The 15,934-nt window shown below is 50.6% G+C and carries 10 protein-coding genes and 1 other RNA gene; all 11 read right to left on the bottom strand.

Annotated features, from left to right (window positions below; genetic code table 11):
- Nucleotides 1-210 precede the first annotated feature (210 nt).
- Nucleotides 211-1,002: a peptidoglycan editing factor PgeF gene (gene pgeF / locus E3J62_01055; GenBank protein ID TET47572.1), complete on the bottom strand. Its 792-nt coding sequence runs from the start codon at nt 1,000-1,002 to the stop codon at nt 211-213.
- On the bottom strand, nt 983-2,704 hold the full coding sequence (gene recJ, locus E3J62_01050; GenBank protein ID TET47571.1) for a single-stranded-DNA-specific exonuclease RecJ: 1,722 nt from the start codon (nt 2,702-2,704) through the stop codon (nt 983-985). Before recJ ends, pgeF begins: the two co-directional genes overlap by 20 nt.
- Nucleotides 2,705-2,741: 37 nt before the next feature.
- Nucleotides 2,742-3,070: RNase P RNA component class A (gene rnpB / locus E3J62_01045), an RNA gene on the bottom strand.
- 211 nt (nt 3,071-3,281) lie between these two features.
- The gene (locus E3J62_01040) at nt 3,282-4,781 is read right to left on the bottom strand and encodes a T9SS type A sorting domain-containing protein (GenBank protein ID TET47570.1); all 1,500 of its coding nucleotides are present in this window, start codon (nt 4,779-4,781) and stop codon (nt 3,282-3,284) included.
- 185 nt (nt 4,782-4,966) lie between these two features.
- Entirely contained in the window at nt 4,967-7,735 is a 2,769-nt protein-coding gene (locus tag E3J62_01035; GenBank protein ID TET47569.1) for a tetratricopeptide repeat protein, read from the bottom strand.
- Between the two features lie 132 nt (nt 7,736-7,867).
- Nucleotides 7,868-9,541, bottom strand: a complete 1,674-nt coding sequence (locus tag E3J62_01030; protein TET47568.1) for a M6 family metalloprotease domain-containing protein — start codon at nt 9,539-9,541, stop codon at nt 7,868-7,870.
- A gap of 15 nt (nt 9,542-9,556) precedes the next feature.
- The gene (locus E3J62_01025) at nt 9,557-11,149 is read right to left on the bottom strand and encodes a T9SS type A sorting domain-containing protein (protein ID TET47567.1); all 1,593 of its coding nucleotides are present in this window, start codon (nt 11,147-11,149) and stop codon (nt 9,557-9,559) included.
- A gap of 9 nt (nt 11,150-11,158) precedes the next feature.
- Nucleotides 11,159-13,453: a T9SS type A sorting domain-containing protein gene (locus E3J62_01020; GenBank protein ID TET47566.1), complete on the bottom strand. Its 2,295-nt coding sequence runs from the start codon at nt 13,451-13,453 to the stop codon at nt 11,159-11,161.
- A gap of 30 nt (nt 13,454-13,483) precedes the next feature.
- Complete coding sequence (locus tag E3J62_01015) at nt 13,484-14,311, bottom strand: CBS domain-containing protein (protein ID TET47565.1); 828 nt, start codon at nt 14,309-14,311, stop codon at nt 13,484-13,486.
- Nucleotides 14,259-14,906, bottom strand: coding sequence for a DUF502 domain-containing protein (locus E3J62_01010; GenBank protein ID TET47564.1), 648 nt, complete (start codon nt 14,904-14,906; stop codon nt 14,259-14,261). Before E3J62_01010 ends, E3J62_01015 begins: the two co-directional genes overlap by 53 nt.
- A gap of 114 nt (nt 14,907-15,020) precedes the next feature.
- Entirely contained in the window at nt 15,021-15,716 is a 696-nt protein-coding gene (locus E3J62_01005; protein TET47563.1) for a lytic transglycosylase domain-containing protein, read from the bottom strand.
- Nucleotides 15,717-15,934: the final 218 nt, after the last annotated feature.

The following is a 15,934-nucleotide window of genomic DNA, read 5'->3' as shown; positions in this document are numbered from 1 at the left end:
CGGCAGTTTCCTTTCCTCGGTCTCAAGTGAACTCAAATCGCAAGAACCGAACTGAATTGGGGGCTGTCCCCAATTCCACACGAAAATCTCGGAACCACAGATTAACACAGATTATCACAAGATTTCTCATCTTCTGATTTTGTCATAGGATAAATGCTCTTCTGTGTTAATCTCGTGTAATCTCGTGGTTTCAGGTTCTATTTTCGAGGGTCAGGCGGGGCGAAGGGCTATGAGTCCCAGCATCCGGCCGGTCTTACCTCTGTCTCTCCTGTGAGAGAAGAAAAGATCAGAGTGACATGAAGTGCATACAGGGCCACCCGCCACGCACCGCACTCCAACATCCTCAAGCATCATTCGGTTTGCTTTGAAAAGATCCACGTATCGTCCAGTGACACTCTCGGGAAAAGCCTTGTCAAACTCTGAAGCAAGCTCACTCGATACTTCATAGCAGCAGGGGCCAATTCCCGGGCCAAACACGACACTTATGTTCGAAGGATTGCTGCCGAAGGCCTCTGACATCCGCCCGACACAAGAGGCACTGATCTTCTTAAGAGTGCCTCTCCAACCAGCATGAACAATACCCACAGCATCGTTGTCGTTATCATACATGTATATGGGCACACAGTCTGCCACAGAAACGGCAAGCCAGGTTCCCTTCAAAGCAGTGACAAGACCGTCACCAACATGGTCTGACTTCTCACAATCTACCAGTGTCACCACTTTCGAGTGGGTTTGCTTAGTGCGGACAATTCTCCTATCATCCAAGCCGCACGAGCGACGCACAAACACAAGATTCTTGTCCACCACTTCTGGCTCATCACCAGTACTTATGCTCAGATTGAGAGAATCATACGGACGAGCGCTCGCGCCCCCGATACGAGTGGTAAAAAGACATCTCACCTGCGGCCACGCTGCATATTCAAGAAAAGCAACTCCGCCATCTGCGCGGAGCTTCCATGGATTGAAATCCCTTGTTTCACATTTATTCAGGGGATCTGACATGCGTCTTGGTCACTTTGATGTCCAGGACATACAAGGCGGTACTTTCCTTCCCAAAATATTTGTCTTTTCTTACAGAGTAGACAATGTCGACCCTGGGCCTTGCTGAAAGGGCACCAATCATGTCTCCCATCCTGAACGCTTTTGCGCCCTGGACACTGTCTCCGTCCCTTACCTTGAACTTGAGATGGCCTTTCCCGAAAATGGCCGGGTCACCAACCACCTCCACATTCTCTGACACAAACACCGGCCTCGCGTTTTTGATGCCGAAAGGCCTCAACCTTTCAAGTGAAGAAAGAAGGTAATCGTCAACATCTTCAATGGTCAGCCTTGCATCGACAAACAACTTTGGTTGAAGCTCATCAATTGAAACTGTCTCCTTGACCGCTTCGTTGAACTTGTCCTTGAACCTGTCCACTTTATCTGATTCAATAGTCAGGCCAGCCGCGTATTGATGGCCTCCGAAGCCAGTTAATACGTCCTTGCATTTTTCGAGGGCACCATACAGATTCACATTCCTGGTCGATCTGGCCGACCCCTTCCCTTTCTTGCCGTCTATGGAGATAACAACAGTAGGCCTGTGAAATTTCTCAACTATTCTCGAGGCGACTATTCCAATCACTCCCTCATGCCAGCCTTCAGCGGCAAGTACGATTCCAGCAGTGGTGGACAGATCGAATTCGTCCTCAACCATGCGGGCGGCCTCGTCGGATATCCTGGCATCCAGTTCTCTTCTCTTTGCGTTCTGAGCATCCAATCGGTTAGCTATGATGCCGGCTTCTTTTGGGTCATCCGTCACAAGTAGCTTGAGACCATCGGCAGCAGAGGCAATCCTGCCAGCTGCATTGAGCCTTGGACCAAGCATGAATCCCAGATGATAAGCGCTGATCTCTCCAGCGCCAATACCGGCAACCTTTTTTAGAGCGACGATCCCGGGCTTCTCAGACTCTGACAGAATCTCCATGCCAAACCTGGCAAAGATTCTGTTCTCTCCAACCATGGGTACAATGTCGCAGACCGTCGCGAGAGCAACCAGATCAAGATCCCTGAAAGATTCTTCCCGTTTCTCTCCCAGTTCGACTGAGACGGCTTGCAAGAGCTTGAAGGCAACCCCGCATCCGGAAAGGTCAGCAAAAGGATAGGTCTGATCTTCGCACTTCGGATTGAGGATGGTGTGTGCCCGGGGAAGGTCTGACTTGGGCTCGTGGTGGTCAGTAACAATCACATCGATATCACTCTTCCTGGCGAGCTCGACTTCGTCAAGTTCGTTTATCCCGCAGTCAACTGTTATGAGCAGGGTGGCGCCGACTTCGGCGGCAAAAGACACGCCACGCTCAGAGAGGCCGTAACCTTCCTCTAGACGGTTGGGAATATAGAACTTGACATGAGAATTGTGAGCTTTCAGGAACGTGTAGAGAAGAGCTGAACCAGCGATCCCATCCACGTCATAGTCGCCGTGAACAAGAATCTTCTCTTTCTTCCTGATTGCCTCCAGTACCCTGTCTGCTGCTCTTCTCATCCCCATCATGGAGAAAGGATCGTGCAAACCCTGAAGTGAAAGGTTGAGGTGGGCCGCGGCCCTTTCTGCATCGAATCCTCTGGAAACAAGGACTGATGCTACCGCAGGATGAATGCTATTCTCCTCGGCGATATGCTGTACCAAGGAGGTGTCTGGTTCTGGGGCTAGAATCCATTCATGGTGCATAAGTGGGCCGTAACTTTGATGATCGACAACACAGAATATGCAGAGCAAGACATAAGCCGAGTTCTGTATTCGACAGTCATCTATCTGCGCGGCCTACCCAGGGTAATAGCGAAGCGGGTCACTTCTCCCTACTGTTTGGCCTTGCTCCCGGAGGGGTTTACCAAGACCCAGCGTTACCGCTGAATCTGGTGCGCTCTTACCGCACCTTTTCACCTTTGCCTGTGCCTTCAGATATTCGGGCCATCGGCTGTGTCTTTTCTGTGGCACTTTCCATGGGATCACTCCCCCCTGCCTTGCGACAGGCACCGTACCCTGTGGAGCTCGGACTTTCCTCTCCCCGAAAGGAGCGACCGTCTGTCCTGCTCTGCAACAGAGACCGTAACATACTTCAAATCAGAATGCAAACCGAAAAAGTGTATGGGGACACCCCTAGATTTTCGCCCTTCGACCTCGCTCGGGGCCTCGGGACCTTCACAACCGTCTATGGAGGGGCAGGGTTGCCCTGCCCAGAAAGATGGGCGCGGAGAATCTCCCGAGTCTATTTTGTCCTCTGTACTTTGTACTCTGTACATTTTCTTTAGCGTAGTAGTATCATCTTCTTCGCGTCCGTGAAGTCACTAGCTTCCAGCCTGCAGAAATACATCCCGGTGGCCTTGTCTGCCGCTTCCCAGCGAAACGCATATATGCCCGCCACCTGTTCTTCATCCACAAGTGTTTCTACGAACCTTCCACTCACATCGTAGATCTGGAGTTTGACACGACCAGGCACCGGCAATGAATAGGTTATCACAGTCGAACCTAAGAAGGGATTTGGCATGTTCTGAAGGAGCTTAGCCCTTGAACCTTCAACCTTGAACGTTGAACCCTGTTCTTCCAAGCCTACTACCATCCCGTTGGCGTCCGTCTTTATCAGGTAAACATCATTCACCCCTGCACCCATTGACCGAGTATACCCCGCGACAATATACCCACCGTCCACGGTCTGCTGGACGGCATAACCGCGATCATCCACACTATCACCGTAGGTCCTTTCCCACAGAACACTCCCAAGGGAGTCTGTCTTGACTATGTATACATCATACTCACTTGAACCGAAGGACCATGTGTACCCTGCTACGACATATCCTTCGTCCAGAGTCTGCACGACAGAAAGGCCTACATCACTGGAATCACCACCGTGCGTCGTATCCCAGAGAACAGTCCCAAGAGAATCTGTCCTGATAAGATAGACATCACCAAGACCCGCGCCAAAGGACGACGTGTGCCCTCCGATGATGAATCCGTCGTCTGAGGTCTGCTGGACAGAATGTCCGGCATCATAAAGAATCCCACCATAAGTCGTGTCCCAGACAACGCCCCCCAGCGAGTCTGTCTTGATAAGGTAAACGTCTCCGCCGCTTGTTCCGAAGGAGTATGTGAGTCCTGCAATGATGTAGCCACCATCTGAAGTCTGCTGGACAGAATATCCCAAATCATCGGAAGCGCCGCCGTAGGTCATCTCCCAGACAACGCTCCCTAAAGAGTCAGTCTTGATTAGATAGACATCAGATATGCCCGGATCGATCGACTGCGTTTCTCCGGCAATGATATACCCTCCGTCCGAAGTCTGGACTACAGAATTGCCGATATCAATGGAGTCACCACCGTAGGTCGTATCCCAGAGAGTATTCCCCAAGGAGTCCGTTTTCATCAGATAGACATCGCTTAGGCCCGCACCGGACGACCGTGTGTACCCCGTGATAACGTACCCGCCATCAGACGTCTGCTGAAGAGAATAGCCAACATCATAAGAAATCCCGCCGTAGGTCGAATCCCAAAGAACACTCCCCAGAGAGTCTGTCTTGATCAGGTAAACATCAGAAACGCCTGCACCTGAAGACCATGTGAACCCTGCGATGGCATAACCACCATCCAGAGTCTGCACCACAGAATGGGCGACATCAGAAAAACCGCCTCCGTAGGTCCTCTCAAAAGTAATCTGTCCAAACGATGACACAGGAATAAGAGAAACTGCGCAGCAAATCGCAAATGCCAAACCTAACGGCCAGATGACCCGGCTTCGGATGCTTTCGTTCACAATTCCCCCCTTCCAGGATTTGTACACAGTCTAGATGGATCGTCATCCCCGGTCAAGCATAAAGCACACCACTAAAAGAGTTGTCGATGATTTTTTAATGCAAACGAAACGGGCGCGAAAGCCCTCCTTTGTTCAGTAATCCGTGATTTGGAGCCCCATCGTTCTTGTGCTACCGCACAGGGCTCTTAGCGATTGGAACCTTGTCTATCCAGCAGGCTCTTTGCACCCCGGTGTTCAGGTTCAAGCTCCAGTGTGATACGAGCTTCTTTCACCGCTTCCTGTCGTTGCCCGACGTTGGCAAGCGCGACTGCAAGATAAAAATGACTCTCTGGATCCCGCGGTTCTACATGTGCCGCCATACGATAGGCTTCCACAGCATCGTCTACCAACCCCTGACGACCGTATCTCAGCCCATATTTCCAATACACTTCTTCCAAGAAGTGGGCTGTATAACGATCCGACGGGTTCTGCTGATAGGCGGCTTCAAGATATCTCCGTGCACGAGGCATATCGCCCTGAGAAAAGGCTGCGAATCCCCGGTCCCTGTCGACCCAGACATTCTTCCTCTCAGTCCACAGCGATTCCAAGGAGTCAATTTCCTCCTTCGACACTCCTTTCATCATGGCCATTGGTGATTCTCGCTTCTCGACCAGAGTGAGCATTTCATCCCATGGAAAAATGTGTTTGTGGCGGGGTATTGAATACTCGGTAAAAGGGCGATCATCCCGCACGATCGGCGCGCCCTGCACAAAATCTCTTAAGCCTTCAGGACCCAGCAAGTAGCCCGAAAGAATTGCCCACGGGTCCTCAAGCCGAACCTGGCGAAGAACCGCTTGGACTTCGCCATCGCCAAACTTCTTCTGGAGCCAATCCCACCCTATAAAAAGCGAGTCTCGGGCGCAAACTAGAATCCCCTCTGCTCCAACAAGCCATAGACTACTCTGAGGAAAGATCTCGGTAGCTGTGGCAATTAGAGAACGAGCATCTTCCCCATTCATACCATAGAGGGGAATCCACTGACAAAGCACACCACCCGGCCGCAGTCTGTTGCGTGCTTCCATGTAGAATTCAAGGCTGTAGAGAGACGAAACACCCTTCAAGCCTGGGTGCATCGGCTCTAAGGTGATAATGTCGTAGCTCTCCTGGGTTGTGAGAAGATAGCTGCGACCATCGTCCACTATCACCCGCACATTTGGTTTGGAAAGAACGTCCCCATTCCATCTGCTAAATAGATGGGCTGCTTCAATCACGGCGGGACAGATTTCAACACAATCCACCCGTTCCAGGTCGTAAGCACCCAACGCACCAAAAGTGCCTCCGCTTCCAAAGCAGATTACGAGCGCCGTTCGTGCATCAGGGCATGCCCACAGTGGGAGATGCCCCAGAAGCTGATTCTTTCGTTGCCCCGGCAGGCTGGTTGAGGTGGCTTGTTGCTGGTTGAGAATCAGCCTTTGAATCTTCCTTCCACCAACATCTCTGGTAACCATCACGGTCTGGTCTGCACTCTCTCTATAGTAAAGAAGCTGAGCTTTCTTGTGGCCCGGAATCTGCAAGAACCCAAAATCGGACCGGAGAGGCACGAGCAAAAAACTGAGGACAATCAATGGTACGCTAAACACGAGTGACAGCGTACGCGATATGGTTTGCATCGGTCCAAAGGTCAGGGCAATTATTCCTACCACTCCAGACAAACCGGCGAAAAGGATGAGACTCTTTTGAATCCCTACGAGCGGTATAAAGATGAACCCGCTGATGATACTGCCAACAATAGCTCCCAGAGTGTTTACGGCAACGACCTTTCCCACTTGAGCGCCGAGTCTGTCCTTCCGGGAAGTATATAGCGAGACCAACATCGGGAAAACATAACCCATAATCAAAGTGGCAGGCAGAATCAGAATTATCGCCAGCAAGGAAGTGCTGACCAGCTCTTTCCACCAGAAATTGGGATCCCCGGTTACGGGTTGGGGAATATGGAACTTCAACAGAATGAGACCTATGAATCCCACGACTGCAAAGATGGAAAGAGCAACTTCCAAGAGTCCGAGTTCTAAAAGAGAACCCTGGCTTCGACGGAAACGCCAGGCAGCAACGAGGCTCCCTCCACCGATCCCCAACAGGTAGACTCCAAGCATCAGAGCAAATGCATACGCGTCCACCACAACTGAGAAACTCAAAATACGGAACCAGACGATTTCGTATCCAAGAGCAGCCAGACCGGAAAGCCCCGCGAGTAAGAGTATTAGACGAGAAAGACCTTTTTGCTGATTTGGCCGCTTCGAGGCGGCATTATCGCTCCTCGGCACCCTTTGTCTTTTGCTCCTGCCTTGTTTGGCGGCAGAGAACGCTGTCGCGAAGCGAGGAGCCAGAATCAAAGCTATGAGTCCAATCGAGATATTGACCAATGCTGCTGACAGAATCGACATCCCATAGCCAAGATGTTCCAAAAGCAGGAAACCACACAATATTGTACCAAATGCAGCGCCCAAGGTGTTGAGCCCATACAGTGCACCGATCCGCGTGAACCGTTTTCCAAACGAAACTGTTAGCCCACGAGAAAGCGCTGGCAGAGTAGCCCCAATTAACAGTGTTGGAGGCAACAGGAGGATAACTGTCAGAACCCCTTGAGTGCCAGTTCGCAGATAGCCCGAGGCCGGGAGAAGAGGATAAAGGTGAGCATAGAGATTTCTGATCTGAGGCACCAAAAAAGCAGCCAACAAAGCCAATAGCCCGCTCCCAATCTCAAGGATACCGTAGAAGCGGATGGGAGAGAAACGGTCGGCATACTTTCCCAACAGAGCAGCGCCCAGTGCCATCCCTCCAAAAAATACAGCAACGACAACTGAGACCGCCGACAGGGTGCTGCCGAATACGAGTTGGAGTTGCCGGGCAAACGTAGTCTCATAAATGAGTCCAGTAGCGCCGGTTATGAAGAAAAACAGGTAGAACCACGCCATATCCAAGCCTCAATTCAACTATTGCCTAAGGGGTAGGTAAAATATAGAAGATGTAAGAATACGACTGCGAATGTCAGCTAGCCCCGAGTGTGATTGGCTGCGAACTTCAGCGGCACAAGCTTCCGCTTTCGATCACCTTATCAGGATGAGCTTCCGGGTGGCAGTGAAGTGTCCCGCCTCAAGATGATAGAAGTAGAGACCATTCCCTGCTCCTCTGCCGGAGCTATCCTTGCCGTCCCAGTGGACCTGATACACTCCCGGCCCCTGAGGTTCATCGACAAGGGTCTGCACAAACCTCCCGCTAATATCGAACACCTGGAGGCTGACTTGGGAAAACGCTAGAACGGAATAAGAAATCATGGTCGAACTATAGAACGGATTGGGCATATTTTGAAGTAATACTCGATTTTCAATTTTCAATTCTCGGTCTTGTTCTTGTATCCCGACAGGGTCTCCCGCGCAAAGATTTGCGGTCATGGTATCGGCAGGCGGTGATATGTAGTCAACACAAACCCCGGTTGATAGAAATGAGTAGTTGCTCGAATTCGGCGTAGTTGTATCATTGAACACCAGGTTCCCTGTTGTCCCAGGATATGGATCTCCCATGTCAGCGCCGTAATCCTGTTCCAGTTCCCAAAGCCCATCAGCCTGCTCAAGCGCAACCAGGTAGTGACCGGAATCCGTATAACCTGGATACCACTGAAGATCATTGCCCGTACTTACTGTGTCGTCGCAATGGTAGATGCACAGCCCTGGGCCTGGAAGGTACGCATCGAATCCTGTAATCCTTCTGTTCTCAACGAGGAAGTACTCGTGGTTAGGAATATTATCCATGTACAGTTTATAAATCACCGGCACATACTCAACAAGTGGAAACTCGACGGCGAAGAGCGTCCCTGCCGCCGGTTCGACAGGTGTTACGAACCCGAGTTTGGTCTTTGACCATGCATCAAAGTGGACCGGCGTCACACCGCCGTTACCCCATGAACCACCAGCCATGACAGACCAACCTCCCAGACCTCTTGAGTCGTAGCCATAGTCATACAGGTCGGGGAGACCAAAGACATGCCCCAGCTCATGAGAGAACACACCTATTTTGCCGTCTTCGGGCTCCATCGAATATGTAGAGGCAAGAACACCGTCCACGGGAATGGGAACTGACGTCTGCCATTTGTGGGACCATATGTGATTCGGATTGCCTGTTACTTCTGCACCCGGCCCGGCATGAACCACAAAAAGTGCATCTACATACCCGTCGCCATCCGCGTCGAAACTGGAGAAATCAATAAAGGGATCTGCAGCCATTATCGCATCCTCAGTCAGCTTCTGAGCATTCCGTGGATAGGTTCCAAAGCCGGTGCTGTCATTCGTGTAATAGGTATATAGTTGCGGCATACGGAGCCACACGGTAACGGTTCCTGTTATGTTCATATTCCCGTAACTATTTTCCAGATAGTAGTCCCGCATTGACCCGGTCGGGTATATCCCCTGTGAAAAGAGAAGGGAATCGAAGTGGGCTGCCGGGTAGTTTATAGTGTCTGCCACATTGTCTGTAAAATCGACGAGGATAACGATGGCCGGCTGGTTAACTGCAGTTTGTGCTCCGATCAACTTGGGCGGACGGGGGTTGGGAGCGAAAACACCTTTCTCTCTTGCCGCCTGGAGCTGTTCTACCACAGCGTCCAGCTTGCCTTCCTGCTTCAGTCTTGCCAGCAGATCAGGATGGATGGGCATCGCGGTAGCATAGAATGAGATAAATAAAAGAGCAATCAGAACAAGAACCGACACTGAAGTCTTGAGACTCATTCCACCCCTCCTTGTCTACCTGATCAGGATCAGGTTGTTTGTCAAGGTTTCCCCGTCGCTCTGCAGCCTGCAGAAGTAAACTCCTGAAGGCAAACGCTCCCCTGCATCAGAATTCCCGTCCCAACTGACATACTCTCTGGCAGAACTCAATCCTGTGGACTTCACCACCTTTCCTGCTGCGTTGTATATGCTCAGTTTTGCATTCTCGGGATTCTTGCTTCTGAGAATGTAGTGAATGGTTGTTACTCCTTTGAATGGATTGGGATGCGCCTTCAACGACATAACCGGAGATGATCGGACTTCATCGATTTCAGCCTCAATCCCCACCGCAAATCTAACCTTCAGAGTGGGATCGCCCAAGAGCGTCATCCCATAGAACCATGAAGACTCCCATGTCTGATATCCATCCAGTCCTCTGGTCAAGAACCAATCCTTAAAAGCCTCTCCAATTGTCGCGCCCTTTCCCAGTGGATAGTAAAACTCATCAAAGTTGAGCATGGAACCTGTCTTGGTGGTTCCGAGCGCCCCCAGACCGTATTGCCTGGCAAAAACATACATTCCGCCCATGTATCCATTTTCAACGAATCTCGCGTTAGAACACGCGAATAAGTTGTAGAAGCTGGCATCGGGCTCGACAATGGGGACTTCAGAGGCATAGAAATAGCTCCACTGATCCATACCGTACTTGAATCCGTGACCACCGGGCCACGAATGAGCAAACACAGATATCCATTCGTACCCTTCCGCCAGCCCGTACCTGTAATTGTCGGCTATTGTCGACTCCCTGTCAGCTACTGTCATGACGTCCGGGTAAGTCAGGCGAATGTTGTCTGACCACTCGCCAGCCCACCATTCCCAATCGTCATCCACAAACGCGAGAGCGCGTATAGGAATGGGAAAACCGTCACACCTGTAGATACTGTCCCTCACAAAATACTCATGCAGCAACGAATCCTCATCGCCAATTGGAGATGGCATAAGTCTTCCCACCCATATCTCAGGAATCACCTCTCCCCTGTGCACGTCAAGGATGCTGTCTCTACCGGGTTCGAACGAAAAGCCGTTCCACCTCAGCGTGTCAAGCCATTCCCCATTCAGGTCCATGTAGTAGAGATCACATGGAAATTCCTCATAGCCTTCGAAAACAGAATCTCCATTGAAATCGTCCAGCATATGGAACCAGGCTATCGGAAGATCACCAATGAAAACTGCTCCCTGAAGGCCATCAGCGTGGTAGAAGGAGAGAACTGATTTCAAGCTGTCGCAAGCATCCAGGCTCTGAACGTCATCACACGTGATGACCGACGGAGAGAATCCGTCATTCTGAAGATTGTTCATGTATCCGGCAAGGTCGGAGGAAATGAGTGGATACAGGTCAGTGTTGACCACTATCAAAAAGTCAGTTGCCAGACCTGTAAACCCTGGTACAATCTTGATGTAAGGGTCAGTCTTAATACTCTTACCAGCGACCCACTCAGCTCTGCTCGTCGGTCTGCTATTGTCAGGTGAGACCCACCTTGTGACCGGAATACTATTTCCGTGGGATAAAGTACACAGGGTGAAGAGGACAATCGAAACGATCAGCAGGGAAACCACGGTGCGTGTCATGCTCTTCTCCTATCTGGCCAAGACCATCTTTTGAGTCATTCTACCCATCGAGGAGGAGATACTGTAGAAATATACTCCTGAGGGAACCTCTCTTCCTCTGTCATCCGCTCCGTCCCACACAACCGAATGACCTGAGCTTGCCGAGAGTGGATCTCCATCGTTCAATACAAAGGTCTTCACCACCCGGCCGGCCTGGTCGAATATCCTCATATTGTGTGTCCCCCGCCCAGCGGGCAGCACCATGGATATGGTGGTGGAAGTTTTGAATGGGTTGGGTCGGTTCTGGAGGAGTACTTGCCGGCTCCGCAAGTCACGGGTATCCCTTTCCGCGACACCAACAGCGACCTGGGTGTGAACCAGCTGACCATAGTGACCCCAATCCCTGGAAGTGTTATAGCCCTTGACCCGGTACCAGTATTCACCGGGATCTTTTCCACTGAACGACCAGAAGGTATCAGTTATGGCGGAAGACACTATGGCCGTTGAATCGAAATCTGCAACAGGACTTATTGCGTCTATGTAAAGACCTTCGCCCCACACATTCTGGTCAACCGTATATCTGAATCTTATGAAGATGGAGCCGCCTACGTAATCCTCCAGACTGTAGGCGAGTCTGTCCCAACCCTTCACGCCGGTAAACTGTTCCAGGATCTCCCACTCCATTCCATCAACTGCAACCTCCGCATAACCATAGTCCCACAGATTCTCTATGTCACAGTAATACCAGAACGAGAGCGAATCGTTCTCCATTACAGGAAGAGGAAGTTTGGTTGTCATGGCAACAACAGTCTCTGCTGCTGGAGACCCGATTGTCGAATAGTAACTGTATATCCCATCGTGCTTTCTTGCAGAACTTATGGTGAATCCGTCCATGTCCCAGAGGCCTGTGCCATCTTCTGCCGAATCCATTACGACTGTCAGGCCCGACAGCTCCTGCAGCTCATACAACTCAGCATTCGCCAGAGGATTTCGCTGGGTCCACACAATGTCAAAATCAGGAGGAGAAATCGTGTCCAGAGGAGCAACTATGGGCGGCAGCACATACGGAACAAGCAGGTTCTTGACCGAGTCGGCAACATCGCAGAGGTATATCATTCCATCGAAGTTTTCTCTACAGACTTGATCGAGGACGCTTTGATTTGGATGAAAGTCTGTGCATGCCTCAACTGTAAATGGAAGCAAGTTGGATCCTTTGTGGTAGTAAGTGTAGCCGTATACCCAGTCATTAGTGCTCCCGCTCGTGGGATACAGGCCCGGGCCTGCGCTCTGGAAATAATCATAAGTCCCGCTGCCGTCCTGTTGCGTTATCCTCGAAGCCATCTCCTGGCCTATGTCAGAAATCAGGGCATCGTCCGGAACGTGCAAGTTGTTCGAATAGCCCCAGGGCCACATTACCATTTCGCCGTGGGTGTGGTAGCTTACGGTAAAGACAAAATCGTGATCCTTGACCATTTGGTTCACAGCTTTGATTTCCTCTTCAGACACGGGCTCCGGACCGGCATACACGTTCTCGTCCGGATTCCTTGAAGTGGCTCCAACAGTAGAACCCCATTCACCGATAGGAGACCCGTTGTAAGAACCCCCATAGTTCCTGTTCGGGTCCACGCCATATGTTCCGTATTGGGGAAAAAATCTTCTGTTTTTTCTCCACCACCCATGGTTTTGGTCGTAGGAATAGAAGTACCCGTCGGCATTGACGACAGGCATAAGCCATATCTGTCTTGAATCGACCACCTCTGTTATGTGAGCGTCAGAGCCATAACCACTGGTGAGCGTGTCAGCAGCAAACAGGACTATGTTCACCGTCGGCCACTCTCTGGCGTGGTGCATAGCAAAGAAGAATACCTCAGGTTCGTCTTCCTCAGTACCCACGTTGTCAGAGATCTTGAGAACGACCAGAGGCCTGTTCTGATACGTTGTGTAGGGAAGAGTATCCAACCTTGCTATGCCGGGATGGTTGATCGCGATGGAAGCAAGACTGTCCATAACAACCTGTAAACCATGATACACACCAAGAATCATGCTGTCGTACTCTTCAATATCTTCTATCAGAATCTCCATACTGTAACCCTGTGAGACAAGGTATGCGTAGGTACCAGCGTCTACTATAGCATCCACCGATTCAAACCTCTTGAAGCCCACAACATCCAGACCCCTGTGGTGGATCTCAGCCGGATTCCCAAAGATTCTCACCAACATTTGATCCCCGGTACCTGCATGTGCAGCAAGAGCCGAAGCTAGAATGAGTGTACATAAAATAGAACACAACAGGACTTTCACGTTTCCCTCCTTAGTCTCGACCATTACAATCTCAAGCGTGCAAAGTGGATTGGATTAGTCCTTTTTTTCGCCCTCCTTCCTTATCAGCACGCGATATATCCTCTGTTTAGTAGCCTCAAGAATTTGAACGTTAAGGCCATCCATGTTAAAGGCCTCTCCCTTCCTGGGTATTCTTTCCAGCCTACTTGTAATTAGGCCTCCCAGGGTATGAATCTCCTTTTCCTCGAACCGAGTACCCAATAAGTCGTTCAGGTCGTCCACTTCCATTCCCCCACTCACCACATAAGACCCGTTCTTCAATAATTTATATGGTTTTTCTTCCTTGTCAAACTCATCCTCGAACTCTCCAACTATCTCCTCAACCAGATCCTCCATGGTCACAAGACCGTTCACTCCGCCATACTCGTCTAACACAATTGCAATAGAAAGCCTTTTCTCTTGAAACTCCTTCATGGTGTCGAGAACCTTCTTGCTCTCAGGTACGAAGTGAGGCAGACGAACGAACTCTATGGCTCTGTAGTCCTCATTCGTCCCCCAGAATCTGAGAAGCCCGTCTATGTAGAGAATTCCAGCCATGCTGTCTATCTCACCATCGTAGACTGGAATTTTTGAGTGGCCCTCCTTTATGAAGACATCAATAATCTTGTCTATGGAAGCATTTGCTGGCACGCAAACCATGTCCACCCTTGGCACCATCACCTCTTCGATCGGTGTCTCCCCTATCTCGAAGATAGATTCTATCATCTCTTCCTCTTCTTCGGTGATGATACCTTCTGCCTCCCCGAGAGCAATCATCTCTCTCAGTTCCTGTTCAGTTTCAATCCTGGGTTTACCCCTGAGAATTGCCTGAACCGCTTTCCTTATCTTGGTGAGAATGTGCATCTATCTCCCTTATTTCTGGCGAAACAATGCCGCCGGATACGATAATTTTCATCGCCCATTCCACAGTGAGATTCGTCGGTATGAGTTCACGCTCTGGAACCAGAAGCAGATAACCCGACGTGGGATTCGGCGTAGTGGGGACGAATACGGGTAGAGCCTTAGCCTGTGATGGTTTGACAGTCCAGGCATCGTCAGTGGTAACAAAGCCCAGAGTATAGGTCCCCTTCTTGGGGAACTCCACCATGACTACTCTTCTGAATGCGCTCCTGTCCACAAACAGGGTCTCCACTAGCTGTCTTGAGGACGTGTAGACGGCCCTCACAAGAGGAACTCTCGTGAACATAATCTCAACGAACCTCACTATCCATCTTCCAAGTATGCTGGTAGTGAGGACGCCAACCAGATAGATTACGACCATAACAGCCACAAATCCGATGGCGCCAACAGCTATTTCCGGGAGTTCCCTGAGATACGGGATGCGCGCGAAAAGCCTGACGAGCAGACTGCCAATCTTGGTCACCAAGAACCAGCAGACAAAGATGGTCAGGCCTATTGGAAGGATAGCGACAATCCCCATCAGGAATTTTCTTCTCAAATTCCTTCTTATTCCTGATCTGGGTCTTTTCTCTTGTTCAGCCTGCCTGTCTGTTTCCAATTCTGAAGTGCCTTGTCAAAGCGGTTGTGCGTGAAGGTAAGGCTTTGTGGGGATTCAATTGCTTCTGAGAACTGGTATGTTCGTTATCACAGTCCTGCCTTCCTCATCCTTACACAGAAAAACTATTCCTTTGGGCTCCTCCGGTTCCGACTTTGGCTCTTCCGTCTTCTCCTTCTCCTTGGTATCAAAAGTCTCAGGCAAGACACCGCCCTCGTCAACATAGACTTTCAAAACCTTCTTGACGTACCTCGGAGTCTCCCTATTCTGAGGTATCCTCTTGAGAGTCCCCACCACAGTTGGACCAGCGTTGTAGGCCGCGAGTGCCAGGTCCAGTCTCCCCTGGAAGACTTCCAGGAGTTCAGACAGGTATTTTGAACCACCTTCAATATTCTGCTCGGGATCAAACGGGCTGTCGACTCCGAGCATTTCAGCAGTCTCAGGCATCAACTGCATGAGGCCCATGGCTCCTTTTGGCGAGACAGCCAAAGGATCATAGTTTGATTCAGCCTCAATCACGGCCTTGATCAGACTGGGCTCCAGATTATGCCTGGCAGCGCACTCATCGATCAAAGAGTCGTATCCCGGGTTCACGGGCTTCACCACAGGACGGACTACTATGACCTTGAGGTCTGAAGTCTCAGGCACATTGGTCATAGTACCGTCACTCGATATTCTTATGTAGTCGGCGTGGAGACTGGACAGGGGAAACAAAAGTCCCGCAACCAGTACCCCAGCCGTTACCAGCCTCATTCACCTATCCCCCAGATACTCCAGAATAATTATACCCTCGCCCCCCCAGATTTCAAGGGAAATATGCCCGATCCATCGCAAGATGGCACGAGACACATTTCGTCTTGAGTTTCACCGAATGGGGAAAAAGGCCCAGGCCACCTGACGGTGGCCAAATCAAAAATCAATTCGAAACAACCCGAGTGGATTGCTTCGTCGGTTCCCTCCTCGCAATGACA

The sequence above is a fragment of the candidate division TA06 bacterium genome (assembly GCA_004376575.1).
Classification (GTDB): Bacteria; Hydrothermota; DG-26; order E44-bin18; family E44-bin18; genus E44-bin18.
The sequence above is the reverse complement of the archived record's forward strand: the minus strand, read 5'-3'. Positions and strand labels throughout refer to the sequence as shown.

Coding starts and splice junctions, on each gene's coding strand:
- pgeF (TET47572.1), bottom strand. CDS start 1,002: ATGTCAGATCCCCTGAATAAATGTGAAACAAGGGATTTCAATCCATGG.
- recJ (TET47571.1), bottom strand. CDS start 2,704: ATGCACCATGAATGGATTCTAGCCCCAGAACCAGACACCTCCTTGGTA.
- E3J62_01035 (TET47569.1), bottom strand. CDS start 7,735: ATGGCGTGGTTCTACCTGTTTTTCTTCATAACCGGCGCTACTGGACTC.
- E3J62_01030 (TET47568.1), bottom strand. CDS start 9,541: ATGAGTCTCAAGACTTCAGTGTCGGTTCTTGTTCTGATTGCTCTTTTA.
- E3J62_01025 (TET47567.1), bottom strand. CDS start 11,149: ATGACACGCACCGTGGTTTCCCTGCTGATCGTTTCGATTGTCCTCTTC.
- E3J62_01020 (TET47566.1), bottom strand. CDS start 13,453: ATGGTCGAGACTAAGGAGGGAAACGTGAAAGTCCTGTTGTGTTCTATT.
- E3J62_01015 (TET47565.1), bottom strand. CDS start 14,311: ATGCACATTCTCACCAAGATAAGGAAAGCGGTTCAGGCAATTCTCAGG.
- E3J62_01005 (TET47563.1), bottom strand. CDS start 15,716: ATGAGGCTGGTAACGGCTGGGGTACTGGTTGCGGGACTTTTGTTTCCC.